This is a genomic window from Mucispirillum schaedleri ASF457, assembly GCF_000487995.2.
GTDB classification, from domain to species: Bacteria; Chrysiogenota; Deferribacteres; order Deferribacterales; family Mucispirillaceae; genus Mucispirillum; species Mucispirillum schaedleri.
Genome location: NZ_CP097562.1, coordinates 1,878,910 through 1,905,781, shown reverse-complemented (window position 1 = coordinate 1,905,781; position 26,872 = coordinate 1,878,910). Strand labels below are relative to the sequence as shown.

The window sequence follows — 26,872 nt, the reverse complement described above, 5'->3', positions numbered from 1 at the left end:
CTAAATAAAGCAAAAAATCTTATCCGCATACATTTATAGATACTTCGCCTTTAAGGCTCAGTATGACATAAATGCAGTATATTTATATCTGCAAAGCATTCAACATATCTAATGTTTATAACCTGTTATTTTTAACTTATACCTTTCAAAAATTCCACTGTTATTTTGCTGTATTTCTATATGCACTCCATACTGATTTTCCATATTATCAATAGATTCTCTTTCATGCTCTAATATTAAGTTTGCCACATCAACATTAGCTTCTATTAATATATTTGCACCTTTATGATGAGCTGCCAGCTGAGTAAGCTGACGCATTATTTCATAGCATACTGTGATTTTTGATTTAATCACTCCCCTGCCTTCGCAGTATGGGCAAGGCTCACTGATTATTCTTGTTACACTGTCCCTCACTCTTTTTCTTGTAATTTCCACAAGTCCTAATGGTGATATATTAACAACTGATGTTTTTGCTCTGTCTTCTTTTAAATACTGCTCCAAAGTGGTAAGAACTTTTTCCCTGTCTTCAAGTCTTTCCATATCTATAAAATCTACAATAATAATGCCACCAATATTTCTCATTTTCAGCTGGTGTGCTATTTCTTTTGATGCTTCTAAATTTGTTTTTAAAATAGTATCATCAAAATTATGACGACCTACATATTTACCAGTATTTACATCTATCACTGTTAATGCTTCCGCCTGGTCTATAACAATAGAGCCGCCTGAGCGAAGCCATACCTTTTTATCAAGAAGCCTGTTAACTTCTATTTCCACATTATACAAATCAAAAAGCGGCTCATCTCCTTGATAATACTCTATTTTTAAATCAAGATTAGATAAATGGTTAATAAAAAACTCCTGCATTTTTTCATAATCCGCTTTATTATCTATTAATATTCTACTGGTATCAGCGGTTACCACATCACGAAGAATTTTATATATTAAATTGTGGTCTTCATATAAAAGAAATGGTGCAGTAGATGAGTGAGTAACTGCTTCTACTCCCGCCCATACACCTTTTATATATTCTAAATCTGCCGCTAATTCTTCTAAACTTAAACCATCACTTACTGTTCTTGCAATAAGCCCCATACCTTCTGGACGGAGTTTAATCAATATATCTTTTAACCGTTCTCTTTCTGTTTCATTTTCTATTTTTCTTGATACACCAATATGCTCATAACCGGGCATTAAAACAAGGTATCTGCCTGGAATTGTAAGATGAGTAGTTAGCCTTGCACCTTTTGCAGCGATTGCATCTTTTGCTACCTGCACAATTATTTCCTGCCCTTCTGTTAATATTTCTGCAATAGGTGCATAGTGCTGCTCTGAATGTATTTCTTCATTTACTCTTGTTTCATTGTTTTCTTTATCATAGTTTTCACTTTCTTCGCTGTCATCATCTTGAATATTTTCTTCATAGCTTATATCATCACTGCTGCCTGTATAAATATCTGCAATATGCAAAAAAGCAGCCCGCTGCAGACCAATTTCTACAAAGGCAGACTGCATTCCGGGCAGCACTTTTACTACCTTGCCTTTATATATATTACCTGCTGCACTTTTTTTATTTGCTCTTTCTATAAAAATTTCTGATACATTACCGCCTGTTAATACAGCAGCACGCACTTCCCGTATTCCCGAATTTATGAGTATTTCTTTAGACATATAATCTCCTGTTAAAAATACATCACTGCTACTTATTGTTTAATAAAGTATATATAAGTAATTATTTATCTAATAAACTTAATATTTTGCTTTTTACCTGCTCTATTTTTATAAGTTCTTCTATAAAATAATTAAAATTATCTTCTGCATCTTCTAAGCGTGATTTAATTATACTATCATAATCTATATGAAGTATATCACAAAATGCCCTGCCTGTTAAAATTTCTTCTTTTTTAAAAGTATTTTTTAAACCAGTCTTTATTGCATTAATATCATTTTGGTTAAAAAAACAAATATATATTTCTGTTCTAAAAGGAATTTTACTCCCAAACTCTTTTGAAAATGTTATTAAATGTTCTTTTTCTCCTGCTGCTTTTTTTGTATCAAAAGTATCTCCGTCTTTTAATTCAACAATCTTACAAATTCTGTGTTTTTTATCTCGTCACGATATAATTATCTTCTCCAAAAACTAAATCACAGCCAATAAAAGTCCTATTCAAATCTATACAACACTCTAATACTGAATATCCTCCGCTTGCAGGGTCGCATACAATGTCACCTTCACAGGTTGTCGCCTCAATTAATTTTTTTTGCAGGTTTATTGGCTTAGAATGTGGGTGTCTTTTCTCTACCTTTTCAGACCAAATATCAGGTATATTATGAATAGTCCATGTAGACTTTGCCTTTTTAGGCTCTTTTTGAATCACTACTAAATATTCTGCCTGCCTTCTTGTTCTATATCCCATACCCATTTTCTCTTTATTCCATGTAATCATATCTACAAGTGAAAGTGTGGAAATATTACCAAACCAAGAAGAAACCCCTTCTACTAGATGGAATTTGTCTACCCATAAAAATAAATAACCGCTGGGCATAAGCACTTTTTCTATTTTAGATATAAATTCATAAATTAGAACTTCACTCATTTGTGGAAGACTGCTTCTAGCTCTGCCACGGCTTACACCCTCATTACCATAAGAAAGTTTATTTAAAATCCCCCTATACTGCGGGTCAAAAAAAAATACTTTCACACTGTTTTCTTTTAAATTATCAAGTAAATCTATTCCATTATATTTATTTTTTTGATTAATTTTTATATTATTTTCACTTTTCCATATACTATTCATTATATTAAATTTCCTGATATTATCAAATTTTTATTCAAAATTTCTAAAGCTGCTTTTCTTTTTCCTTCCTACTCTGGCAGGAAAAGGCATCTCTTGTAAAAATCACTCATCCATGAAATTTTGAAATCACGCAGGCACGGAATAAATCCGTATGCCTGCTTACTAAAGCAGGCTTATCCTAAGCCTGTCTCTTTATAAATTTACTCTGTTCTCCAAAGCTCTTAAAATCATTAAATTTTTATTCAAAATTTCTAAAGATGCTTTTCTTTTTCCTTCCTACTCGGGCGGGAAAAGGCATCTCTCGTAAAAATCACTCGTCCATGAAATTTTGAAATCACGCAGGCACGGAATAAATCCGTATGCCTGCTTACTAAAGCAGGCTTATCCTAAGCCTGTCTCTTTATAAGTTTACTCTATTCTCCAAGGCTCTTAAAACAGTGATTTCATCAGCATATTCTAAATGAGAACCAATAGGAATACCGCTTGCAAGTTTTGTAACTTTCAGGTTAGATACATTTTGAAGTATTTTTCCTATGTATGATGCAGTTGTTTCACCATCTGCATCTGGATTTGTGGCTATAATAACTTCTTTTATATAAAGTTTTTCTACTCTTTCTATTAATTTATTAAAACTTAAATCTGATGGACCTATACCATCAAGGGGTGATATTTTACCGCCTAATACATGATAAAGCCCGTTAAATCTGCCAGTATTTTCAATAAAGAAAACATCTTTTGCTTCTTCAACTATACATATTATTTCTTTATTTCTGTGGCTGTCACTGCATACTTTACATACATCACCTTCTGCAATAGAACCACACTCTTTGCAAAATTTAATATTATCTTTCAGCTTTTTAATTGCATCAGAAAGTTTATATGCCTGTTCAGGCTTGATTTTTAATATATGCAGTGCAAGGCGGACAGCCGTTTTCCTGCCAACTCCCGGAAGTCTTGAAAGCTCATGAACACAGTCATCAAAAACTTGGATATTCTGCATTAAAATATTATCCCTTTATTAAAACATTCCCGGAATATTTAAACCGCCAGTAATGCCTTGAAGTTTATCCTGCATAAGCAGCTGTGCTTTTTTCATACCTTCATTAACCGCTGCTACAATTAAATCCTGCAGCATTTCCACATCATCTGGATTTACAACATCTTTTTCTATCACTACTTCTAAAAGTTCCTGTTTGCCATTTACTTTAACAGAGACCATACCACCGCCAGCACTTGCTTCTACAACTTGAGCAGCTGCTTCTGCTTGAGCTTCTTCCATTTTCTTCTGCATTTTTTGTGCCTGACGCATAATCTGCTGCATATTCATAATATTCACCTCATATTATTTATATTAATTCTTTTCTATATTAATTATCTGGCAGCCTAACTCTTTTTCTGCCTTTTTTAAAAATAGATTATCTTTTACTTCTTCTTTCATTTTCTGCATGGCAAAACTTTCTATTTTATTTGACTGCACTCTTTTTAAAGGTGTTTCCACACTTGCTTGCATACTGTTACTGTCTTTTAAATCAGAGCTTTTTTTTTACTGTTTTCTATGCTGCTGTCAAGCTCAATATCTATTTTAGTATGTTTTTCACTTACCATAAAAACAATATTTTCAAATATATCTTTTGAGTTGCCAGACTTTAACTGATTATACTGAAACTTACGCTCTAGTGGAAAACTGATAGATAAATGTTCAGCTGTATCTTCTATAAGCCTTGCATGCTGCAGCATAGCATATATCATAGGATTTTTTGATGAAGCTATATTTAATATCCTTGTCCATATACCCTCATTACTACCTTTAAGAACAGGGGCAGGCTCATTATCAGCTGATTTTTCCTGAGATATAGTTTCCTGTTTTACTGGTCTATCTGCATTTTCACTTGCTTTAACTGGTGCAGATACTTCTTTTTTTACAGGTGCAGCAGCATGACTTTCTCCATCTAATAAATTGATAAGAGATGATATATTTGCTGCCTTTATAACTGCAAATTCAAAAACATATCTTGCAAAATCAGAATATTTTAAATCATTTATAAGCTTTGTAAGTATTTGAAACAAGCTGTAAAGCTTAGCTTTTTCCCCATATTCTTTTAGTAATAAATAATATTCCTCTTCTCTGCTTGTAAAATCCCTGCTTGGCAGTTTATTAGATATGCTGTAAATCATCATATTTCTGCAATGCTCAATAAGGCACTCTGTCATATATTTATAATCTATGCCTTTTTCATCTGCCATACTTACTAAATCAGCAAGTTTTTCAGCTTCTTCTTTTAATATTGCACTAAAAATATCATTAGATAAATATGAATCTGTTATGCCTAAAAGATATGCTGTATCTTCTAATGTTATTTTTCCACCACCATAAGCTATTATCTGGTCCAACAGTGAAAGAGCATCTCTCATACAGCCATCAGAATTGCGGATAATATAATTTAATGCATCTTCTTCATACTCTATATTTTCTTTTACAAGTATATTTTTCAGATTAGAGTTCATTTCTTCATAAGAGATTTTTTTAAACTCATATCTTTGGCATCTGGAAAGTATAGTTACAGGTATTTTATGCTGGTCAGTTGTAGCAAATATAAATATGACATATTCAGGTGGTTCCTCTAATGTTTTTAAAAGAGCATTAAAAGCCTGCTCAGTCAACATATGCACTTCATCTACTATTATCACTTTATATTTGCTTTTTACAGGCACAAATTTTACGGCTTCCCTTAAAGAGCGGATTTCTTCCACCCCTCTGTTTGATGCACCATCTATTTCTATCACATCAAGAGATGTGCCGCCTGTAATTTCAAGACAGTTATCACATTCGCCACAGGGAGCTGCATTTACTGGATTTTGACAGTTTAATGCTTTTGCAAAAATACGGGCTGTAGATGTTTTGCCCACACCTCTTGGACCTGTAAAAAGATATGCATGTGTAACTCTGCCCATATTAATAGCATTCTGCAGAGTAGAAGTGATAAAATCCTGAGATAATACTTCTGAAAATGTTTGTGGTCTATACTTACGGGCAAGTGCTAAATATGACATAAAACCTCTTTAAACTTTTATTTAAAAATTCTTCCATGAATTTTTAAAACCACGCTGCTGCGGAAATAAATTCCTTGCTGCTTACGCTATGCGACGGCTCATCCTGAGCCTTTAAACTTTTATTTAAAAATTCTTCCATGAATTTTTAAAACCACGCTGCTGCGGAAATAAATTCGGCTGTTGCTTTCAGCCTGTGCGATTTCTTATTCTTCACTACTCGCTCAGGAAATCGGCAGTCCTCACAAAAACCGTTCGCGCTATGCGACGGCTCATCCTGAGCCTTTAAACTTTTATTTAAAAATTCTTCCATGAATTTTTAAAACCACACTGCTGCGGAAATAAATTCGGCTGTTGCTTTCAGCCTGTGCGATGGCTCATTCTTAAATTTTTAATATAACTCTGCCGATAAACTAAAACAATATAAATAAATCGTCAAGCAAATATTATTATTTGCTTATCATTCTTTGTGCTGGATATGCAAAATTTACACCTTCTTTCCCAAAAATATCAAGTATTGCAAAATTAACTGCCTGCACACCTTTTGTATATTCTACATAGTCATTTGATAATACATAATATACAAGTTCAAAATCAATACTTGATGTATTAAAGGAAGATAAATGCACCCGTGCAAATTCTACATTGTCAACTGATTTGACTGCCTGCTCTAAAAGTTCTGGCATTTTATGCACAAGCTCAATATTTGTTTCGTATTCTACTCCGATAATAGATACATTTCTTCGTTTTAAAGCCATTTCAAAGTTTTGTATAACACTTTTTGTAAGGTCAGTATTAGAAACAGATAACATCTCCCCATTAGAGCCCCTTATCCTTGTGCTTTTAATACCAATATATTCCACCCTGCCAGAAAATGAATTAAACTGAATTAAATCGCCCTTTACAAAAGGTTTATCAAAAATAATAACGATATAGTTAAATAAATCACCCAGTATATTTTGAGCGGCAAGGGCAACTGCTATACCACCAATACCAAGACCAGTAACAAATGTTGATACATTATAACCTAAATTTGAGAATATAAAAAGCAGGGCTGCAATCCAAATAAGAGTTTTTAATAATGTAAGAATACCTGCTGGTATTTTATTTACACCTGTTTTTGCAAGGCTTTCTGTATTTATGTTTTTTAATATATCTGTTATTGCAAGCACAACTATTATAGATATATATACCATTACAGCATTATGTATAATCTGTGTTACCTTTTCAGGTATCGTCAAATATGTAAGAGCAGCATAAACAGCTACAGCATAGGAAATATATATAAGACGCTTGCGAAATATTTCTATAACTGATGCAAAAAAAACATTAGATATGCTTTGCTCTATTGGAATTTTTTTAATGACAAATTTAATAAATAATGTGATTGCAAAAACTATAGATATAAAAATCAATACTGCAACAATATAGTTAAAAAGAGTATTATTGAAATAAATATGGCTTTGCAAATAAGATACAATATCGCTTATAAACTTCATAAAACACCTCTACAAATCATTATTATTTGTTTAAATATACATAAATTTTATTTGATTGTCTATAATGAATAGCTTAAAAATCAATAAAAAAACTGAACTTGATAACATTACAAGCCCAGTTTAATTTAAATTTATAAGCAGTCGCTCATGGTGTAATATGTTTCTAAAAACCGCCTGAATGCAGTTCGCGGCACTCTGTAAACTGACCTGCCTTCATGACTGAAATTTAATGCTTCAAGCTTACCATTTTCAATATATCTGCGGACTGTTCTATCGCTTAAATCAATTTTTCTTGCAATATAGTCTACGGTAAGCATTTGCTTAAACTGTGGAATAGTATTCATTATTTCATCCACAAAACTCTCATACATATAATTCCCCCCAAAATGTATTATAATATTATTTTTATATGTATTTTCAGCTCATATACTGCTTATAATATATTTCTTGCAGCAATATAATATTGCTAAAACACACAAAATTTATCTTGATTTTTTCTTTAAAAGTAACTATAATTATATATATTGCTTATTAACAACAAAGTCAAGCATTTTTTTGCTTAAAATTTAATTTATGGGGAAATATATGGGTATCAATGATAATATTGCACAAAATCTTAATAATTTTATGAAAGAAAAAAATATAAGTGCCAATACCATTGCAAAGGTAGGCTGTGTTAATACAAGCACAATAACACGGTTTATATTGAGAGAAATCAAAAGCCTTAATATTGAAACTATTCAAAAAATTGCAGCATATTATAATGAGCCTATGGATAGATTTATACAGGAATTAAAAAAGACTTCATGCAACAGTGCAGAAATTATTACAGGAAGCGATATTGCATATATCAGCTTTTATAGAGATATTGGGGTTTCTGCAGGTCACGGGCTTGAATGGGACAGTGACGGTCAGATATTGTCTTTCCCTATTCCTTTATCTTTTCTACATTCCAAAGGTATTGCTCCGGAAAATGCTTTAATTGTTAAAGTAAATGGAGACAGTATGGCACCTACTTTGAACGATAATGATTTAGTTGTAATAGACAAAAATTTTTCTATTTCTTTAAATGGTGTATATGTAATAAAAGATAATATTAATGGACTTAGAGTAAAAAGACTTGATAAAGATAAAGACGGCAATTTAAAAGTTATTTCTGATAATAAAAATTATGAAACACAAATATATTCTGCTGCAGAAATGCAGGATGAAACAATTACTATATTAGGAAAAGTTACAGCTAAAATTGCAGGGGTATAAATATTTGATACTCAAATTAATTTCGTAATATTTATTACTAAAAATAAATATATAATGAATTTGAAAATAAAAGATATATTATGATTTTTCACTACGCTCAGAATAGACATTGTATTGCTGTAACTATGAATAAATAAAAATATTACAATTATGTCATTTTGAGCCTGATTTTTAAAGGCGAAAAATTTAAATGATTGATATGACAGTAATGTATAATATATTTAAACTATCTATTGTTTTTAGATACTTCGCTTAAACATCAAGCTCAGCATTGACATTCTTTTTTTAGATACTTCACCTTTTAGGCTCAGTAATACCGCATTTACTTTAAATTATCTTGCTGTATTCATAATAAATATTAAAGATTTCTTTTGTTACTTATTAACACACTTTCAAACATTACATGCTATTAAAACTTTATATAACCATATATTATTGCTTTTTTGCAACAGTATATTATTATTTCAATTCTTCTATATTAATTTTTCTTTAATTTCTGCAATTCTTGCATTAATTTTATCATGTTCTGCAAGTTTTGCATAATTTAGTGCATGTTCTGCCATCTCATAAGACTGTCTGTAAAGTCCTAAGTTATATAAACATTCTGACCTGACTAAATATGCATCTTTAAGAAGATGTTTTCTATCTGTAGATTTTAAGCGAGACACAGCTTCTTCACTTCTTGCAGCACATTCTTCATACTCTTCTGATTTAAAAAGAGAAAGTGCCATATCATATAAAAATTCTGCAGCCTGATTCTGCTCTGAAAGATTAACTGCCAGATTATAACCTGTTTCTGCAGCAGGATATAATTCTTCATATCTTCCACCATTTCTGTAATAAAGTGCAGAAAGACTGTATAAAAGAAGTGATGTTTCATCATCTAAAAAATCTAATGATGCAAGCTCTAAGGCTTTATCTCCCTGATATTTAAAACTGCCTTTTTCAGGCATATAGTCTATTATTTTTTTATATATTATATCAGTATTATCTACTGCACCATTTTCTACTGCTGCAAAAAAAGCCTGCTCAAAATATTCCCGTGCTGCATCAGAGCGGTGTAGAGCTTCTGATGTAAGCCCCATTCCATTTAATGCTGGCACTAAAATATCTGCATACTTTTTTGCACGAGATGTATCATGAGCCCTTGTAAAATAATACATTGCCTTTGCATAGTCTTTATTAACTCTATAATATTCTCCATATATTATATCACATGAAGACAATATTTTATACAGTTTTAAATTACCTGCATATTTTAGTGCTTCATCACAGCTTTCTTTTGAACCTGAATAGTTTTCATTAATACGCCTGCTTTCAGCCATTCCATAATATAATACTGCCTTGTCTTTATCCGTTAAATCTGCATAAAGCAGTGCCTTTGCATAATATTCTTCTGCCTGTTTTACATTACCCGCCATTCTTTCTGCTTCTGCAATATAAGCAATAAGTGTAGGAATATCATATAAATCATTTACTTTTTCAGCCAGTGCAAGACTGACAGCAAACCAAGCTGCTGCCTGCTGATATTCATTCATACCTCTGTAACAAAGACCTGTATATAAGGAAGTGCGAAATCTGCTTGATATATCTTTTGGAGTATTTTTCTTTGCCATATAATATGCTTCTTCAAACATAGGGGCAGCCTCAGCAAAGTTATTAACAGAGTATAGCTCAAAAGCATCTCTAACAGTGCTTTCTAAATCAGCTCCAAAAATTTGTAATGGGATTAATAATATAAATAAAATTAATATATGTTTTTTCATGCTGCCTAGTTATTACTGTTTTTAATATCAGAAGATACAGGTTTAGAAAAATCTATATTCTCTTTATTACCTGTAATATTATCCTGTGTATTGTCATATATGCTTATATTATCAAGAGAGTTATTATCACCTGCAATATCTAAATCATAAGCATTTATCTTCTCTTTGTTTACTTGAACAGGCGTATTATCATACATTGAAGGCATACTGAATTCAGCCGATGGATATAATCCTTTTAAGTATGTAAATTCAATATTATCTATTGCTTCACCTAGTATAAATTTAGCTTCTACTGTGCCGTCCCCCGGATAGCACATTTTAACAGTTGATATTTTATAAGCATCATTCCATGCACTGCCTATTTTATAAACATCACATTCTGGGTTATCTATATTAATAGGTGCACCCATAGAAATAAGATATGCTTTCACTGTTGCTCTATCGCCTACTTTTGAATTAACTAATAGATTTATATGTTTTTGAGCATTTAATTTATCAATAAACTGTTCTGCTTCATAAAACCCCATATCTGCTGCCATTTGAATTTTAGCAGAGCCTTTTGTTTCATCTTTTACAGTGCCTCTGCCAGTATATTCAAGCATACCAGTATAGTATACTGCTTCAGGTAAATCATAAGAAGCTGCATCTTTAAATAAAGCATAAGCATTAGCATTATCTTTTGGAACTCCATTGCCAAAAAGCAGTGCTTTCGCATATTCAGTTTTAGCAAAATTATTACCCTCTGCAATAGCTTCTTTAAGCATTGCTACTGCTTCTTTCATACCAATTCCTGCACCATTATCTATAATAGATTTTGCAGCACGGTATTTCATCATAGAATCTCCAAGGGCAGCAGCCTGCTTAACCCAGAAAATACCCTGTTCAGTATTGCCTTTTGATAAAAATAATGTGCCTAAAAGATAGCATGCTTCAGGATTTTTTGTATTAGCATAGCCGACTAAAAGCTCAGCAGCTTCATTTGTTTTGCCAAGAGATATAAGCTGATTAAATTCTTCTCTCCATGGAGCACTGTGAATTGCTGCCATAGTGCCTCGTCTTGCTGGTCTGTCGTCTATGCGGGAAGTAATAACAGGTTTTTCATCGCTGATATATTCATTCATTGTAAAAAAACCCTGAGCTTTAATATACATTTCTGGAGTAGTGCCATATTTATTAGGAAGTTTTGGGTCTGCACCTGCTTTTATAAGCAGAGATGCAATATATCTGTGGGAATTAGTAACAGCAGACATCAGTGGAGTATAACCAAACTTATTTACTGCATTTACTGATGCCTTATATGCAATAAGCATTCTTACTACTTCCTGATAACCGCCGTCTGCTGCAAGAATAAGGGAAGTGTTTCCAAGCCTGTCTCTTGCATCAACATCAGCACCATTATATAGTGCGTCACGCACTGCATCTGCATCTCCAACAGATGCTGATTCTAAAAGCTGTGTATTTAAATAAGGTTCAACTGCATAAACTGTGCAGGTAAATAACATTAATATTATAGTAACAAGTAAGATTATTTTTTTATTCATAATCGCTCCGACAAGTATGCTTAAAAAATTATTTTAACCATAATTTTTTTAAACTTTCAAGCAGTTAATAACATATACTGCATAAATTATATAAAAATACAATAATTATGCAGACTTTTTATAATCATTTCTATTTTTTATATGTAAAAATAATTAGTATTAAACAAACACAATAAAAAACTTAGTCAGGTATCATGCTGCTACCTGAGAACTGCCCCATGTTCTTTTTCAAGGGCTTTTAAGATATTATCTATTATCGGATTAATATCATCATCTCTTAATGTTTTTTCAATATCAGTAAAAGTTATGCGGATGGCTATACTTTTATATCCAAAATTTATAGGTTTGCCTTCAAATACATCAAACACAACTGTATCTGTAATTATAGGGCTTATTGATTTTACTGTATTTATTAAATCAGCTGCACTCACTCTGCTTTTTACAATTAATGCTAAATCTCTCTGGATAGATGGATATCTTGAAAATTTAGTATAACGCATACTTGATTTTGAAGCTTCATTTTTATTATATGCTTCATCAATTAATAAAGAAAAATCAATTTCTGCCACATAACAGTCATTTTTTATATCAAGTTTTTCTAATATATCAGGGTGTAATGCACCAATAAAGCCTGCATATTTGCCATTTATAAGTACAGAAGCAGATTTTCCGGGATGAAGAAAATGGCAGTCTTCTAATCTTATATATTCTGCTGCCATATCAAACTTGCAAAGCACATTATCAAGAGCACCTTTTAAGTAGTAAAAAGTATCAAGTTTTGGCATATTTATCCATGTATCATCATAATAGCTGCCCATAACACCAAGTGATAAATGCAGCTTTTCCTGAGCCAGATTTGACTTGCCGTTTGATATATATACATTTGAAAGCTCAAAAAGTTTAATGCTTGAATAACCCATATTTTTATTTGTCTGCATATTTTTAATAATAGATGGGAAAATATATGTTCTCATCCATGCCATATCCTGAGAAATAGGGTTCAAAAGTTTTACAAAATGTTCTTCATTAGTATCAAAAATAGATAAATATTCTGCACCTGAAAATGAAAAGTTTAATACTTCATTATAGCCTAAATTTTCTAAAACATTTCTTGCTGTTCTGCTGTATCTGACTTTTGGGCTTTGAATATCTATTTCATTATCCATTTTAGGCATAGTGCAGCTTATTTTATCATAGCCCATAATTCTTGCAACTTCTTCTGCAATATCACATTCTAAAGCAACATCATTTCTGAATGTAGGGATATGAGATATTAATTTATCGCCATCTGTTTCTGTTTTTATAGAAAGGCTGTTTAAAATATTTTTCATATCTTCTATATTATAATTAGAGCCTAAAAGTTTATTTATTCTGCTGCATGATGAAGTAACATTTCTTTCTTCTATTTTTAGATTATTTGAGCCGACTTTTCCTTTTAATACTTTACCGCCGCAGATTTCTGCAATTAAGTTTGCTGCATAGTCTGCTAATTTTTCAGTAGCACCATAATCTATACCACGCTCATATCTGTATGATGAATCTGAAGTCAGACCAAGTTTTTTACTTGTTTTGCGGACAACTGACGGCTCAAAATAAGCACATTCTAATACAACAGTGTCTGTATCACTCATAACTGATGTATATTCGCCACCCATAATACCTGCAATGGCTAATGGTTTGGAAATATCTGCAATTACAAGCATATCTTTATTTAATGTATATTCTTTGCCATCAAGAGCTGTGATTTTTTCATTATCAAAAGCATTTCTAACAATAATGCTTTTATCAATATTTCTTATATCAAAAGCATGCAGCGGCTGTCCCCATTCCATTAATATATAGTTTGTAACATCTACTATATTGTTAATAGGTCTAACACCTGCTGCTCTTAATTTTGCCTGCATCCATAATGGAGATGGTGCAATTTTAACACCTTTTATTATACGGGCAAAATATATTGGACATTTTTCTTTTTCTTCAATATCTACTCTTATTAAATCATAAACATTTTCACTGCTTTCTGCTGTGCTGCATTCAGGCAGTTTTAAAGGTCTTTGAAATACTGCTGCAGCTTCCCTTGCAATACCTATAACAGAAAGCCAGTCTGGTCTGTTTGGAGTAGCATTAAACTCTACAATAGTATCGCCTGTGCCTGCAATACTGTTAATATCTGCCCCAAGTGGTGTATCTTCAGGCAGCACCATAATACCATTATGTTCATCAGTTAAGCCAAGCTCTCTTTCAGAGCAAATCATACCAAAAGAATCTACTCCGCGAAGTTTTGCTTCCTTTATTTTTATATCACCAAGCACAGCACCAATTTTTGCAAACGGCACAATCTGCCCTGCTGCCACATTTGGAGCACCGCATACAACCTGATAATTTTCTTTTCCGTCTGTTACTATACATATCCTTAATTTATCAGCATTTGGATGTTTTTCTAACTTAATTACTTTTGCAGTTACCACATTTGAAAGGGCAGAAATCTCATAAAAGCCTTCAGCTTCTAAACCTGCTAATGTTAACCCATCAGCTATTTCTTTAACGGATTTATCATTTAAATCAATATATTCTTTTAACCAGTTTATACTAACATTCATATTAACACCTAAAATTGTTTTAAAAATTTAAGAGAGTTTTCATAAAACAAGCGTATATCATCAATTCCATATTTCAGCAGTGCAATACGCTCAATACCCATACCAAAAGCAAAGCCGCTGTATACTTCTGGGTCAATACCCACATGTTTAAATACTGCAGGGTTTACCATACCGCAGCCTGCTATTTCTATCCAGCCAGTGCCTTTACACATTCTGCAGCCTTTGCCTCTGCAATGAACACAGCCCATATCAACTTCTGCAGACGGCTCTGTAAATGGGAAAAAACTTGGACGAAGACGAACATCTAAATCATCACCAAATATACGGGAAATAAAAAGCTTTAATGTGCCTTTTAAGTCTGCCATAGTGATACCTTTATCAACTACAAGCCCTTCTATTTGATGAAACATTGGAGAATGTGTCTGGTCGTAATCGCACCTGTAAACTGTGCCCGGAGCAATAATTTTTACAGGTGGTTTCTGGCTTTCCATTACACGCACCTGCACAGGAGAAGTGTGTGTTCTAAGCACAATATTATTTTCGTCTATATAAAAAGTATCCTGCATATCTCTTGCCGGATGACTTTTAGGCAGATTTAATGCTTCAAAGTTATGGAAATCATCTTCTATTTCAGGTCCTTGTGCCACAGAATAACCTGCAGCAGTAAATACATCAACTATTTCATCATATATTTTTTTAACAGGATGTAGTGAGCCTTTATTAAAAGGATAAGGACTTAAAGTAACATCTATATATTTTTGAGATAAAGCCGCATCTTTCAGTGCTTTTTTAATAGTATTTGCTTTTTCAGTAAATTTTGTTTCAAAATTATTTCTTAAATTTTGGATAGCTTCACCCATTTTTGGGCGTTCTTCATTTGAAAGAGTGCCTAATACTTTATTTAAAAGGCTTATCATTCCTTTTTTTCCCATATATTTAATACGGATACTGTTTAACTCATCAAGAGAAGAACTTTTTTCAATTTCTTCCTCAAATTCTGAAGCTTTTTTTAATTCATCATTATTCATATACAACCCTTGTATAAAGATTTATAATATAACAGAACATTTTATATTATAATAAATATTTTTGCAATACTGAAATAAAGAAAAGAAAAATATTGTAAAATCTATATGCTTCTGCTTCAATTTTTACAATTATTTTTAGATTTGACTATATAAAATAGCATCCTAAAAGATTCAGAACATTATGAGTTTATCAGCGGCGAAATAGTTATATATTTTATTGCATATATACTTATTCTCAGTAACAAATATTGCGAAATTATTAAGATATTATTTAAAACTATTTATCATTATAAATAAAGTAAATAATCTAATATAAAGTTAAAATAAGGCTGATTAATAACCAAATAAAAACCTAATCTCAGCAAAATATCTTAAATCACCGTCAAGTGTCAAACTGTATGGACCATCTTTTTTACCATAAAAAAACTCCACAAACCCTGCATAGCTTACACCCGCATCAAAAGCAACACCTACTCCCTGCTGCTTAAAAATATGCTGATAACCAAGGGTTATTTCTGCTTTATAAGCCACAAGACCTTCAGTATTGCCATAAGTTACATTATATTTTCTACTTGTTTCAATATCTCCAATGCCAGCATATACATTAATACCAAACATTAAGCCTTTATATAAATCCTGTCTCATTTCATAAAAAATACCACCTGAACGAGAAGTATAATTTACTAAAAGAGTATTTCCATTAATATAATCGTTTCCGGGCAAAGCTGTTCTTGCACTTCTTATTTCTTCATAATATAAGCCAAAATAAGCATATTCTGTAATAGATGGCTTTAAAACCACAGGGGTATCTAAATAAAGTCGGACATTCCAGTAAGATGATGATAAATGAAAACTACTGCCGCTTTCTAATATACTATTTTCCACCATTAAGCTGCTTTTCACTGAAAAATTATTATTAAGGCTTGAATAACTGCCGTCTATATACATCTCTGATTTCCAGCCAAAAAAAGGAATATAAAAACCAAGTGGAAGTTTTAAGTAATAATAATTATAGTTATCTTCCTGCTCATCAATAGATGCACCATTTTCTGAAAATATAAATTTTGAATCTTTTATGGTTAATTCTGGCGAAAAGACTGTGCCGCTGAATAATTTTAATGACAAAGCACCATAAGGTATAACATATTCTTTTTGAGAAGCATTTGCAGGTTTTATTGAAAACATATTAAAGCCATAAACTCCACCTGACAACATACCCTCTATATATAAAAAGTCCCTGCCCCAGATATTTGTTTTAGACCATCTGTTTTTCATAGAAAGTTCTACATCTTTATAAACATCTTTTCCTGCTGCATCAAGATTTTGATTGATTTTAAATTCTTCTCTTGCTGGAAATCCAAAATCTTTCATAAAAGTATTTTTATCATTAATTAATCTATCAGGAACAAGTTTTGGCTTAATGTTCGTTTTTGATTTTTCAGTATCATTTGTTACATTATCATATACTGCTTCATCAAATGCAGTCATATTATCATCTGCATAAATGTTTACAGCAAGCATTAATAATGTAACAAAAGATAACAATAGACGCATTTTTAATTTAAAACTCTTTCTCTAACAGTGTTTATAAGCTGCCTGACTTCTCCTTCTGCATATAAATCATCAGAATATACACCATCAATAGTTTTAAAAAAACCTTTGCGGACAATAACTTCTGCTTCTGGAAACTTTTCTTTTACAGCTTCTGAAACAGCATTAATCACTTTTGGAAGGTTTTCTTCCCCACCAGATTTCTCAATAGATAAATTGATTTCAATATACATTTTTCCCCCTTATTGTATAGTGAGATATAAATAGGCAGCAAACTGCTTTGCAAGGCGTCCACTTCTACCGCCCCTGTCTATTGCATAGCTTTCTGCCATTTTCTCCCACCCATCAATCATACTTATATTGTATTTTTGTAAATACATTTTTACAATTTCTAAATAATCATTTTTATTAAGAGAATAAAATCCTATAGACAAGCCAAACCTTGCCTGCAAAGAAGTCTGCTCTGATGCCTCATCTCTGTCATAAATATCTCCAGTATCTGATGATGATACAGAAACAATCTGCCGTTTATTAGATGTGGCTGCAAATATAACATTTGCAGGTTTTGATTCTAAGCCGCCCTCAATAGCTGATTTAAACCGTCTGTATGATGTATCATCATCTTTAAATGATATATCATCAAAAAATAAAAGAAATTTTTTATCACTGTTTTCCCTTATTATTTTATAAAGACCATAAACTGCACCAGAAGTTTCATCAATAAACTCAATAGTAACAAGTCCAGATGAAGCATATTTTAAAGCAAGCAGCCTTAAAAGAGTAGATTTGCCACTGCCCTTTTCACCCCATAAAAGCATATTTAAGCATGGACCACCTGATACAAATGAAGCTATATTTTTATCAGCAAGGCAAACATTATCAGTTACTGCTAAAAGTTCATCTAAACTTATATCACTTTCTACAACAGCTTCTTCTAAAACACCATTTATATATCTGTATGCTGCACTGTTTAACAAGACTTTCACCTTAATACTATAATATAATCTAGCAGATATTATATATTTTTTAAAAATAAAACAAGGCAAAAATATAACAACTTAAATGAAATCACAATTTTACACACAATTAATATAGAAAATTGCTAATATTATTGTTTTTGAAAATTAATAACGGATATTAAAAGAGCTGGCTGCTGCTAATGTATAGAACATTAAAAAAAGCAAAAAAATAAATCCGTCATTTTATTAGAATGCTATAAATATAAAATATATAAGTCATATTTCTATTGCTTTTTTACTGTATATATGGTCTACTACATTAGAGTTAGTTATAATATAACTATGTTATTATTTTATATTTACAGTATAAAACTGTATTTTTATATGCAGCAGGTGAAATATGATTGAAGAATCAATGACACTATCAAATACTATTATTGAAAAGCTAAAAACACAGCATCTTTTTGAAAATCTTTCAAGTGAAGATATTAAATCAGCTATTACAAGATTTGCAGAAATACATATTCTTACAGGAGAACTTGTTTTTAGAAAAGGTGAACGGTATCATAAAGGTATATATTTTCTGCTTAATGGTGAAATATCACTTTCAAATCCTAATTCATCAATAAATATATCATGCAGTAACTGTCCTGTTGGACTTTCTACATTTCTAGGCAAAACAATGTATACTATGAATGCTGTTGCTCAGGCTGACTGCGATTTATTATTTGTTCATGAGCTTTGTATATACAGGCTTATGGAGCTTTCTGATGATTTTAGAACAAAACTGATTAAAGATATTCAAGTAAGGCTTACTCATCTTGAAAATTCATCAAACACTTTTTTAATGCAGTCTATTTATCAGACAGTATCTGGTGTTATGAGCTCCCCTGTTATAACTATACAAACAGGCAAATCTGTTGTAAAAGCAGCAAACCTTATGAAAGAGCATAAAATAAGCAGCCTTTTAGTTGTAAACAGAAAGCAGATAGTAAAAGGTCTTGTTACATCAACTGACCTTACTAGAAAATTTTTAGTAGATTTAGAAAATAATATTAATAATCAGGATGTGGAGAACTATATGGATTTAGAGCCTGTAACATTCCCGCCTGAATTTCCTATTGTAGAAGCTCTTAATGAGCTTCAAATAGCAGGCAAAACACATGGTGTAGTTATGCAGAATTCAAAACCTGCAGGCATTGTTTCTATACATAATATTTCTACAATGCTTTTTGAAAACTCTCATCTATACTGCACCCATATTGATAATATGACTAAATTTGAAGAATTGAAAATAGTCTTTACTCAAATATACAGAGCTGCAAAAACTCTTGCTACATCATCAAGAGTATCACGGGAAGAATTAACTGCACTGTCATCTATACACAGAGCTATACATAAAAAAGCATTCCAGCTTACAAGTGATGCTTTTAAGACTGAAAAAAACTTTAAATTAACTGATTATTCATACTGCTATCTGCTTTTAGGAGCAGGTGCAAGGCGTGAAATGGATTTGCGTCCACAGATAAACAATGCTTTCATTTTAGCAGATGATGTGCCAGAAGAAGCAGAAAAAATATTTATAGAATTTGCAGCTAAATACCATGAAAATCTTGTTAACATAGGCTATTATCCACATAACAGTAATGATGATGTGATGACTATAAATATGGTGCTTAAATATTCTAAATGGATAGAAGAAATAGATGGCTGGGCATCAAAAAGCAATAAGTCTGATAAAAAATATGCTTTTGCAATGCTTATTGATATTGCTGCCCTTGAAGGGGATATTAAACTTGCATGGTCTATTAGAAACTATATATTAAGAAAAGCAGCCGACAGACCTGCTATTCTTTCTGCACTAGTTAAACAGTATCCTGCAATTAAAATACCAGTTTCCCAGTTTGGCAGTTTTATTGTGGAAAAAGATGGTGAATATGAAGGAATGTTTAACTTAAAAACACAAGCTCTTTCTTATATAGTAAATATTACAAGGCTTTTAGCAATCTATGCAGGTATTACAGATATGGGAACAATAGAACGCATAGAACATTTAGAAAGAAAAAAAATTATATCAGAAGAACTTGCTACTCAGGCAATTATTGCTTTTGATACTATTACAGAAACTTTAATAAATGAGCAGGTAAATCAGTCAGTAAATAACCAGAAAGTAACAAGTTACATTTCACCTGCTTCATTATCACTATTTTATCAGGAGAAACTAAAACGAGCACTGCAGTTTGCAACAATATATACAAGCTATGGTGTGAAATTTTTAAATGAAATATGATGACAAAAGATATTAATAACTCACAGCAGAAATTAGTTGTTTTAATAGATGCAGATAATGCATCTCCAAGTATAATATACGGACTTATGGCAGAAATTGCAAAATACGGCACTGCCCATGTTAAAAGAATATATGGCGACTGGACAAGCCCTAATCTAAAAGGCTGGAAAGATATTCTTTTAGAACATGCTTTGCAGCCAGTGCAGCAGTTTGGCTATACAAAAGGAAAAAACTCAACAGACAGTGCCATGATTATTGATGCTATGGATTTACTATACAGCAGCAAATTTGACGGCTTTTGTATAGTATCAAGCGACAGCGATTTTACACGCCTTGCTTCCCGCATACGAGAAGGTGGATTAAATGTTTACGGATTTGGAGAGCAGAAAACTCCACAGCCTTTTATCAGTGCATGTGATAAATTTATATATACAGAAATCCTGCAGGAATTAGATGACGAAACAGACAGTGAAAATAATGATAAAGATAAAAAACAGCAGCATGTAAAAAGAAAAACTACAAACGAGCTTAAAATGGATACCCGCCTTGTAAATCTGCTTCGTTCTGCTGTAATTGCATCAATGGATGAAAACGGCTGGGCTTTTTTAGGCGAAGTTGGACAGCATATTACAAAACAGTCACCAGAATTTGATGCCCGTAACTATGGATATGCAAAACTTAAAGATTTGGTAAAATCTATACAGCTTTTTGAAATAGATGAAAGAAAAGATGAAAGAGCACCAAATATTAAACAGATTTATATCAAAGATAAGAGAATAAAAAACAGCTTGTAGATGAATAATGCTTATAATTAAACAATACCCGCATGAAATGGAAATACCTTATCATCTGCTGCTTGATGCTGACCCTTCTAAAAAGTTAGTTGATAAATATTTGTCCTGCGGAATATTATTTGGTGCGTTCTATAATGCAGAGCTTGCTGGAGAATGCCTTTTAATCTTTCATAAAAATACTGCTGAAATTATTAATCTGGCAGTATTAGAAAAATATCAAAACAAATCTATTGGCAAATCACTTATTTCTATGGCAGAAAATCAGGCTCTGCTTTGCGGATATAAATGTATAGAAATAGGCACTACAGAACATCTTGTAAAATATTATGAAAAATTAGGATATAAATATAATAAAACAATAAAAGATTTTTTTGTAAAAAATTATGAGTTTCCAGTTATTGATAATGGAATTATTTTAAAAAATATGATAAGACTTATGAAAAATCTATAAAATAAGGTATATTATGACATCAACACTTTTAATTTTATCATTTGTTTTAATATTATGTATTATGCTTACAAAAGTATCCAGCAGACTTGGTATGCCTATGCTGCTGGCATTTATAATTCTTGGTATGCTTTTTGGCTCTGATGGTATTTTTAAAATTCCTTTTGATAATTATGTTATTATGGAGCAGATTGCAACAATCGCTCTTATTTTTATTATATTTTATGGCGGTTTTGGCACAAAATGGGCGACAGCAAAACCTGTGGTGGCAAAAGCTGCAATACTTTCAACACTTGGTGTTGTGATGACTGCTGCACTTATTGGGCTTTTCTGCCATTATGTAATAGGTATGTCAATTCTTGTCAGCTTTCTACTTGGCTCAGTTATCAGCTCAACAGATGCTGCCTCTGTTTTTTCCATACTTCGCTCAAAAAGATTGAACTTAAAAGAAGGCACTGCCCCATTATTAGAGCTTGAAAGCGGAAGTAACGACCCTGCTGCCTATATGCTTACTATTATACTTATCACTATGATTACTGGCGATTTTAATGCAGGCTCTTTTGTATATATGCTTTTTGCTCAGGTTGTTTATGGCATTGCTGCTGGTGCTGCAATATCGTATGGAGCAGTGAAAGTTATCCAAAAATATCATTTTTCTTCAGGCGGAATGAGAATGATTTTTGTTGTAGCAGTTGCACTGCTTTCATATTCTCTGCCTGCCTTTATTGGCGGCAATGGTTTTTTAAGTGCTTATATTGTAGGCATTGTGCTTGGCAATACTAAATTTAATGATAAAAAACCACTTGTATATTTCTTTGATGGTGTAACAGACCTTATGCAGATGCTGCTTTTCTTCCTGCTTGGGCTTTTATCATTTCCGTCACAGTTTCCAAAATATATACTGCCTGCCTTAATTATTGCTTTATTTTTAACATTTATCGCAAGACCTGCATCTGTTTTTGCACTGCTTACTCCACTTAAAGCAAGTTTTAACCAGCAGTCTCTTGTTGCTTTTTCAGGACTTAGGGGGGCTGCATCTATTGTATTTGCGATAATGGCAAAAAACGGACTTGCTTCAAATACAGAATATGCAGGTAATGATATACTTAATATTGTATTTTTAATAGTTCTTTTTTCTATCCTTTTTCAAGGCTCACTTATCCCTTATGCTGCTAAAAAGCTGAATATGATAGATAACAGTGAAGATGTTATGAAAACATTTACCGACTATTCAGATGAAGTGCCTGTTAAGTTTATTAGAAGCTCCATATCTGAAGGACACCCTTGGAATGAAAAGGCAGTAAAAGATATTACACTGCCGCCTGATACTATTATTGCTATGCTGCAAAGAGGCTTAAAAAAAATAGTGCCAAAAGGCTCTACTGTCCTTAAAACTGATGATATTTTAATACTTTGTGCAAAAGCTGGCGATAATATAGAAGGTGTTAAAATATCTGAAAAACATATTGATGAAACAAGTGGACTTATAGGCAAAAAAGTTGCAGAATTAAAAGCAGAGGAAAATATGCTTATAGTGATGATACAAAGAAATAATACTGTTATTATACCACGGGGCAATACTGTTATTGAAAATGATGATGTGCTTATTATAAACCATTCATAGCTATATTGCAAAGCTAATAAAATAATTCGCACGGGTTAATTTTAAATTGGAGCATTTTTGCTGTATCTCTTCCTCCATCACCACCTTTTCTCTGCATAGTTATTTTTCCAATTTTTAAACTACCCTGCGGACTAAATTCTACATTACCACTGTAAAAATTAATTACTTCATTTATTGGCTTTAATATCCATTTAACTTCACTTTTTTCTTTTTTTCTTAAAATCACTAAAAACCATTCACTTGCAAATTTACCTCTACCTTTTATAATATCACTTACAATCAATGGCTGATTTTCATGAAAAAAATTTAAAATATTTTTTTGCTCTAAATCATCAAATTCATAAAAAAACATACGCCTTGCATCTTTTGGATTATCTATTTTAGGTTCCATTTCACCAGTAAAATACTGTAAAGTAGTATATACATTATCTGGTATAGTCCATAACTCTTTATATGATTTAAGCCATCGTTTATCTATTTGATTATATCCGTTAGCATTAGATACCAATTTTACTTGTATATTTTGAATATCCTGTATTTGTTGAAGTTTTACTTGAATAAGAATTACAACTTGAACATCAGCTTTAAAACTGCCCTTTATTTTATATGCATTAACTTCTTCAATTTCATCTATTTTGTATCCCATAGCTTTCAACCAATTTTTAGCAAGCTCATTATTTTTCCAATCATTGAAAATACTTACAACAAAATATTCATTATTAAATCCATCTTTTGCAGTTTTTGAGCCTAATTCAATTGAATTCATTTTCATATCCTCAACAAATTAAAAGCTAAATTTTCAATAACATTTACACTCATAGCATTACCACACTGTTTTAAAATATCTTGCTTTTTTAGACCTATTATTTTATTTTCCAAATTTTTTATTTTATCAAATCCCTGCAACCTTAATGCATCTAAAGCACCCAATGTATAAAATTGATTTTTATATACATATAATATACCTTGTCTATTGCGTCTCAAAGTTGGAACTCTATTTTCATATAATCTTAAATCACTTTGCCTTATATCAATAATTAAATAGTCTTTTCGTAGAAGTTCATTTATACAAAATTTACCCTTATTATACTTATTATTTAGATATTTTAAAAAAGTTTTATAAGAAGCAGATACTTCTGCAAATAAATTTTCTTCTGTAGGATTTAAAAATGTTTTTAAACTATATTCTGTTTTACTACTAATATTACTAAACAACATATTGTTTAATTCAGAATAAGAATATTTTATTCTAGCACTATGTTTTATACCTATAAAATATATTCGTTCTCTACTCTGTGGCAAAAAATTTATAGAATTAATAACATCAAAATAAACATTATATCCTGCATATTCCAGTAGCTTTAAAACTTCTTGAAAAGTTTTACCACCATTATGATTTACAAGACCTTTAACATTTTCTAAAATAAAATATTGAGGTTGTTTTATTCTTAGTATTTCAGCTAAATAATATATTATCTGTCCTTCTTTGTCATTTTTTAGCCCTTCTCTCTTTCCAACAATACTAAATGTTTGACAAGGAAATCCTGCTATTAGTAAATCAAAATCAGGGAGTAAAGCAGGGTTAATTTTTGTTATATCGCCAAAATTTATTTCATTTTCAGCATCATGCAACTTTTTATATGTTTTAACTGCTTCTTTATCTATTTCGCTGTATCCTATACACTGAAGACCATTTAACTCTAATCCTAGTCTTCCTCCACCAATACCAGCACAAAAATCTATAAAAGTCATTATCTGCTCTCTATTAATAATATATAAAGTATGCTATTATAATTAGCAATTATATGCAATATAAATATTATCATCTACAATGAATAGCTATATTGCAAAGCTAATCATTATTGAGCCAAAAGTATGGTTTAAAGGCTGGCCTATATATTCCCTGCTTTTATAAGTTACGCTGTATGAAAGTTCAAAACCTTTATAAGCTAAAGCCAGCCCGCCTTCAAAATAATTAACAAATGGGTCTAAATCCTGTCTGAAAGGGTCTTCCCAAGTGTTACCTTGAATGTATATATTTCTTAATGTGAAACGGTATCCTATGCCGCCATACACATAAATAGAAAAATCATCACTTATAACACCGTTAAAATCCTGACCAAAATTCATTTTTGGAGTGCCAAAAGAAGCATCTAAATTATGACCTATTTTTAAACGCATATTTAAGTCAAGAAATGTGGAGCCATTCCCTAATGATATGGCAGCAGATGGAAGCAGATGGGCACTGATGATATTTGTATTAATTACACGCAGCTTTCCTGTCCAGCTGTAATGCAGATTCATAATAAATTCGTCACCTACCTGATTACTCCATGGAAGAACTGAATTATGGTCAGTATTCACTGATGTATGAATGCCATTCTGAACATTTTGTGCAAAAGAATATTTACCAACTACCCCAATATCCAGCCATATACGCTCAAAAGATATATCTCGTCTTTGGTTTACACCAATAGATAAATAAAGTCCGCCTGCATAAGGATGGTCTAATGGGCTTACATTTTCTGATTTATCATCTGGAGTATATATTTCCTGAGAAATACTTACAAAATAACTTGTTACATTATTTTTAGGATAAACTGATATTTTGCCAAGCCATGATGCCTTGCTTTCATTATCTTCACCATGGAAATTCCACTCTGGAGAAATATATGATATTCTGTGTGCAGCTGAATAATATTTATCACTGTATATATCCACATAAGCATCATTATCAGACAGCAGCACAACTTTATGCTTTTTATATGGCTTTAAATATTCAGCATCATTATTATCTATAGATATTTCAGCATACGATAAGCTTTGCAGTGATAAAAAAATGCAAAAAAACAAAATAATATATTTTTTCACTTTATACTCGTTTTACTATTAAAACAGATGATGCTTTACAAAAAGCTGATACTCTGCTTCCATAAGTAATATTCATACTGTCTATACTTTCATTAGTTACCATAACACATAACTTATTACTGTTATCTAAATTAATAAAGACTTCACTGTTTACTGCACCTTTTTTAACAGAATTAACTTTTCCTGTAAACTTATTTCTGCAGCTTAACTGTATGCTTTCATCAATAGATAAAACAAGCTGGTTAGAATTAATTAATGCAGTAACAGTATCACCATTTAAAAGCCCCATTCGCTCTATACTGCTCTTTGATATAGAAGCATATATTTTAAAAGATAAGCCGTCTATCTCTACTATTGAATATACTGCACCCTCATTAATACTTAATACTTTACCATTAAAAGAATTATCAGCAGATGATTTTATATCAAAGCTGTTAACAAAACTTTCAATATCAGGATTATTATCAATAATAGAAAGCACTTTTTCAAAAGTTTCTGTATATTTATCATATCTTTCAATAAATTCTAAACCTGCATCTGTAATTTTACTTCCGCCTCCATCTCTGCCGCCGCTTGTTCTAATCACAAGAGTCTGACCAGTCATTTTATTCATAGCATCAACACTGTCCCATGCTGCTTTGTAACTCATTTTCATAACTTTTGCAGCACGAGCAATAGAGCCTGTTTCTTTAATATGTTTTAAAAGCTCTATACGACCTCTGCCTGCAAAATATTCACCATTATTTGTAAGCCAAAATCTGCCGTCAATTTTACGATTATTATTTTTCATAGATA

Annotated in this window: 24 protein-coding genes; 5 read left to right on the top strand and 19 right to left on the bottom strand. The window is 31.6% G+C overall.

Annotated features, from left to right (window positions below):
* Positions 1–108: 108 nt before the first annotated feature.
* From N508_RS08865 to N508_RS08830, 8 genes are all read right to left on the bottom strand, one after another.
* Positions 109–1,671 (bottom strand): Rne/Rng family ribonuclease, encoded by a 1,563-nt coding sequence (locus N508_RS08865; protein WP_023276063.1) that lies wholly within the window; start codon positions 1,669–1,671, stop codon positions 109–111.
* 434 nt (positions 1,672–2,105) lie between these two features.
* On the bottom strand, positions 2,106–2,798 hold the full coding sequence (locus N508_RS08860; RefSeq protein ID WP_023276062.1) for a DNA methyltransferase: 693 nt from the start codon (positions 2,796–2,798) through the stop codon (positions 2,106–2,108).
* 400 nt (positions 2,799–3,198) lie between these two features.
* A complete protein-coding gene (gene recR / locus N508_RS08855) occupies positions 3,199–3,798 on the bottom strand; it encodes a recombination mediator RecR (protein ID WP_023276061.1) in 600 nt (199 codons plus the stop codon).
* Between the two features lie 18 nt (positions 3,799–3,816).
* Positions 3,817–4,125, bottom strand: coding sequence for a YbaB/EbfC family nucleoid-associated protein (locus N508_RS08850; protein WP_023276060.1), 309 nt, complete (start codon positions 4,123–4,125; stop codon positions 3,817–3,819).
* Positions 4,126–4,149: 24 nt separating this feature from the next.
* On the bottom strand, positions 4,150–4,308 hold the full coding sequence (locus tag N508_RS08845) for a hypothetical protein (protein WP_023276059.1): 159 nt from the start codon (positions 4,306–4,308) through the stop codon (positions 4,150–4,152).
* Positions 4,309–4,322: 14 nt separating this feature from the next.
* Positions 4,323–5,849 (bottom strand): DNA polymerase III subunit gamma/tau, encoded by a 1,527-nt coding sequence (gene dnaX / locus N508_RS08840; protein WP_023276058.1) that lies wholly within the window; start codon positions 5,847–5,849, stop codon positions 4,323–4,325.
* Between the two features lie 446 nt (positions 5,850–6,295).
* A complete protein-coding gene (locus N508_RS08835; RefSeq protein WP_023276057.1) occupies positions 6,296–7,345 on the bottom strand; it encodes a mechanosensitive ion channel family protein in 1,050 nt (349 codons plus the stop codon).
* A 131-nt stretch (positions 7,346–7,476) separates the two neighbouring features.
* Positions 7,477–7,716, bottom strand: a complete 240-nt coding sequence (locus N508_RS08830) for a helix-turn-helix domain-containing protein (RefSeq protein ID WP_023276056.1) — start codon at positions 7,714–7,716, stop codon at positions 7,477–7,479.
* A gap of 214 nt (positions 7,717–7,930) precedes the next feature.
* Here N508_RS08830 and N508_RS08825 point away from each other — a divergent pair, with 214 nt between their 5' ends.
* Positions 7,931–8,605, top strand: coding sequence for a S24 family peptidase (locus tag N508_RS08825; protein ID WP_023276055.1), 675 nt, complete (start codon positions 7,931–7,933; stop codon positions 8,603–8,605).
* Positions 8,606–9,078: 473 nt separating this feature from the next.
* Here N508_RS08825 and N508_RS08820 read toward each other — a convergent pair whose 3' ends face one another.
* The 7 genes from N508_RS08820 to N508_RS08790 all read right to left on the bottom strand — a co-directional run bounded on the left by N508_RS08820 (position 9,079) and on the right by N508_RS08790 (position 18,068).
* Complete coding sequence (locus N508_RS08820; protein ID WP_251930608.1) at positions 9,079–10,371, bottom strand: hypothetical protein; 1,293 nt, start codon at positions 10,369–10,371, stop codon at positions 9,079–9,081.
* Positions 10,372–10,376: 5 nt separating this feature from the next.
* Entirely contained in the window at positions 10,377–11,912 is a 1,536-nt protein-coding gene (locus tag N508_RS08815; RefSeq protein WP_023276053.1) for an ankyrin repeat domain-containing protein, read from the bottom strand.
* Positions 11,913–12,112: 200 nt separating this feature from the next.
* A complete protein-coding gene (gene pheT, locus N508_RS08810) occupies positions 12,113–14,512 on the bottom strand; it encodes a phenylalanine--tRNA ligase subunit beta (protein WP_023276052.1) in 2,400 nt (799 codons plus the stop codon).
* 8 nt (positions 14,513–14,520) lie between these two features.
* Entirely contained in the window at positions 14,521–15,540 is a 1,020-nt protein-coding gene (gene pheS / locus N508_RS08805; RefSeq protein ID WP_023276051.1) for a phenylalanine--tRNA ligase subunit alpha, read from the bottom strand.
* A 333-nt stretch (positions 15,541–15,873) separates the two neighbouring features.
* Positions 15,874–17,094: a hypothetical protein gene (locus N508_RS08800; RefSeq protein WP_023276050.1), complete on the bottom strand. Its 1,221-nt coding sequence runs from the start codon at positions 17,092–17,094 to the stop codon at positions 15,874–15,876.
* A 2-nt stretch (positions 17,095–17,096) separates the two neighbouring features.
* Positions 17,097–17,324 carry a hypothetical protein gene (locus tag N508_RS08795; protein WP_023276049.1) on the bottom strand — a complete coding sequence of 76 codons (228 nt, stop codon included), beginning with the start codon at positions 17,322–17,324 and terminating at the stop codon, positions 17,097–17,099.
* 9 nt (positions 17,325–17,333) lie between these two features.
* Entirely contained in the window at positions 17,334–18,068 is a 735-nt protein-coding gene (locus tag N508_RS08790) for a DUF815 domain-containing protein (RefSeq protein ID WP_023276048.1), read from the bottom strand.
* 382 nt (positions 18,069–18,450) lie between these two features.
* Here N508_RS08790 and N508_RS08785 point away from each other — a divergent pair, with 382 nt between their 5' ends.
* Genes N508_RS08785 through N508_RS08770 form a run of 4 tightly spaced genes read left to right on the top strand, consistent with a single transcriptional unit; the run spans position 18,451 to position 23,206 of the window.
* Positions 18,451–20,340, top strand: a complete 1,890-nt coding sequence (locus tag N508_RS08785; protein ID WP_023276047.1) for a putative nucleotidyltransferase substrate binding domain-containing protein — start codon at positions 18,451–18,453, stop codon at positions 20,338–20,340.
* Positions 20,340–21,134 carry an NYN domain-containing protein gene (locus N508_RS08780; RefSeq protein WP_040636892.1) on the top strand — a complete coding sequence of 265 codons (795 nt, stop codon included), beginning with the start codon at positions 20,340–20,342 and terminating at the stop codon, positions 21,132–21,134. Before N508_RS08785 ends, N508_RS08780 begins: the two co-directional genes overlap by 1 nt.
* A gap of 7 nt (positions 21,135–21,141) precedes the next feature.
* Positions 21,142–21,585 (top strand): GNAT family N-acetyltransferase, encoded by a 444-nt coding sequence (locus tag N508_RS08775; protein WP_023276045.1) that lies wholly within the window; start codon positions 21,142–21,144, stop codon positions 21,583–21,585.
* A gap of 13 nt (positions 21,586–21,598) precedes the next feature.
* Positions 21,599–23,206, top strand: coding sequence for a potassium/proton antiporter (locus N508_RS08770; RefSeq protein WP_023276044.1), 1,608 nt, complete (start codon positions 21,599–21,601; stop codon positions 23,204–23,206).
* A gap of 13 nt (positions 23,207–23,219) precedes the next feature.
* On the opposite strand, the gene N508_RS08765 is transcribed toward N508_RS08770, so the two are convergent.
* The 4 genes from N508_RS08765 to N508_RS08750 form a co-directional block, all read right to left on the bottom strand.
* Complete coding sequence (locus N508_RS08765; protein ID WP_023276043.1) at positions 23,220–23,972, bottom strand: PDDEXK family nuclease; 753 nt, start codon at positions 23,970–23,972, stop codon at positions 23,220–23,222.
* A gap of 2 nt (positions 23,973–23,974) precedes the next feature.
* Positions 23,975–24,958: a DNA (cytosine-5-)-methyltransferase gene (dcm, locus tag N508_RS08760; RefSeq protein WP_023276042.1), complete on the bottom strand. Its 984-nt coding sequence runs from the start codon at positions 24,956–24,958 to the stop codon at positions 23,975–23,977.
* 87 nt (positions 24,959–25,045) lie between these two features.
* Positions 25,046–26,077, bottom strand: a complete 1,032-nt coding sequence (locus N508_RS08755) for a lipid A deacylase LpxR family protein (protein WP_023276041.1) — start codon at positions 26,075–26,077, stop codon at positions 25,046–25,048.
* Position 26,078: 1 nt separating this feature from the next.
* Positions 26,079–26,867, bottom strand: a complete 789-nt coding sequence (locus tag N508_RS08750; RefSeq protein ID WP_023276040.1) for a TOBE domain-containing protein — start codon at positions 26,865–26,867, stop codon at positions 26,079–26,081.
* Positions 26,868–26,872: the final 5 nt, after the last annotated feature.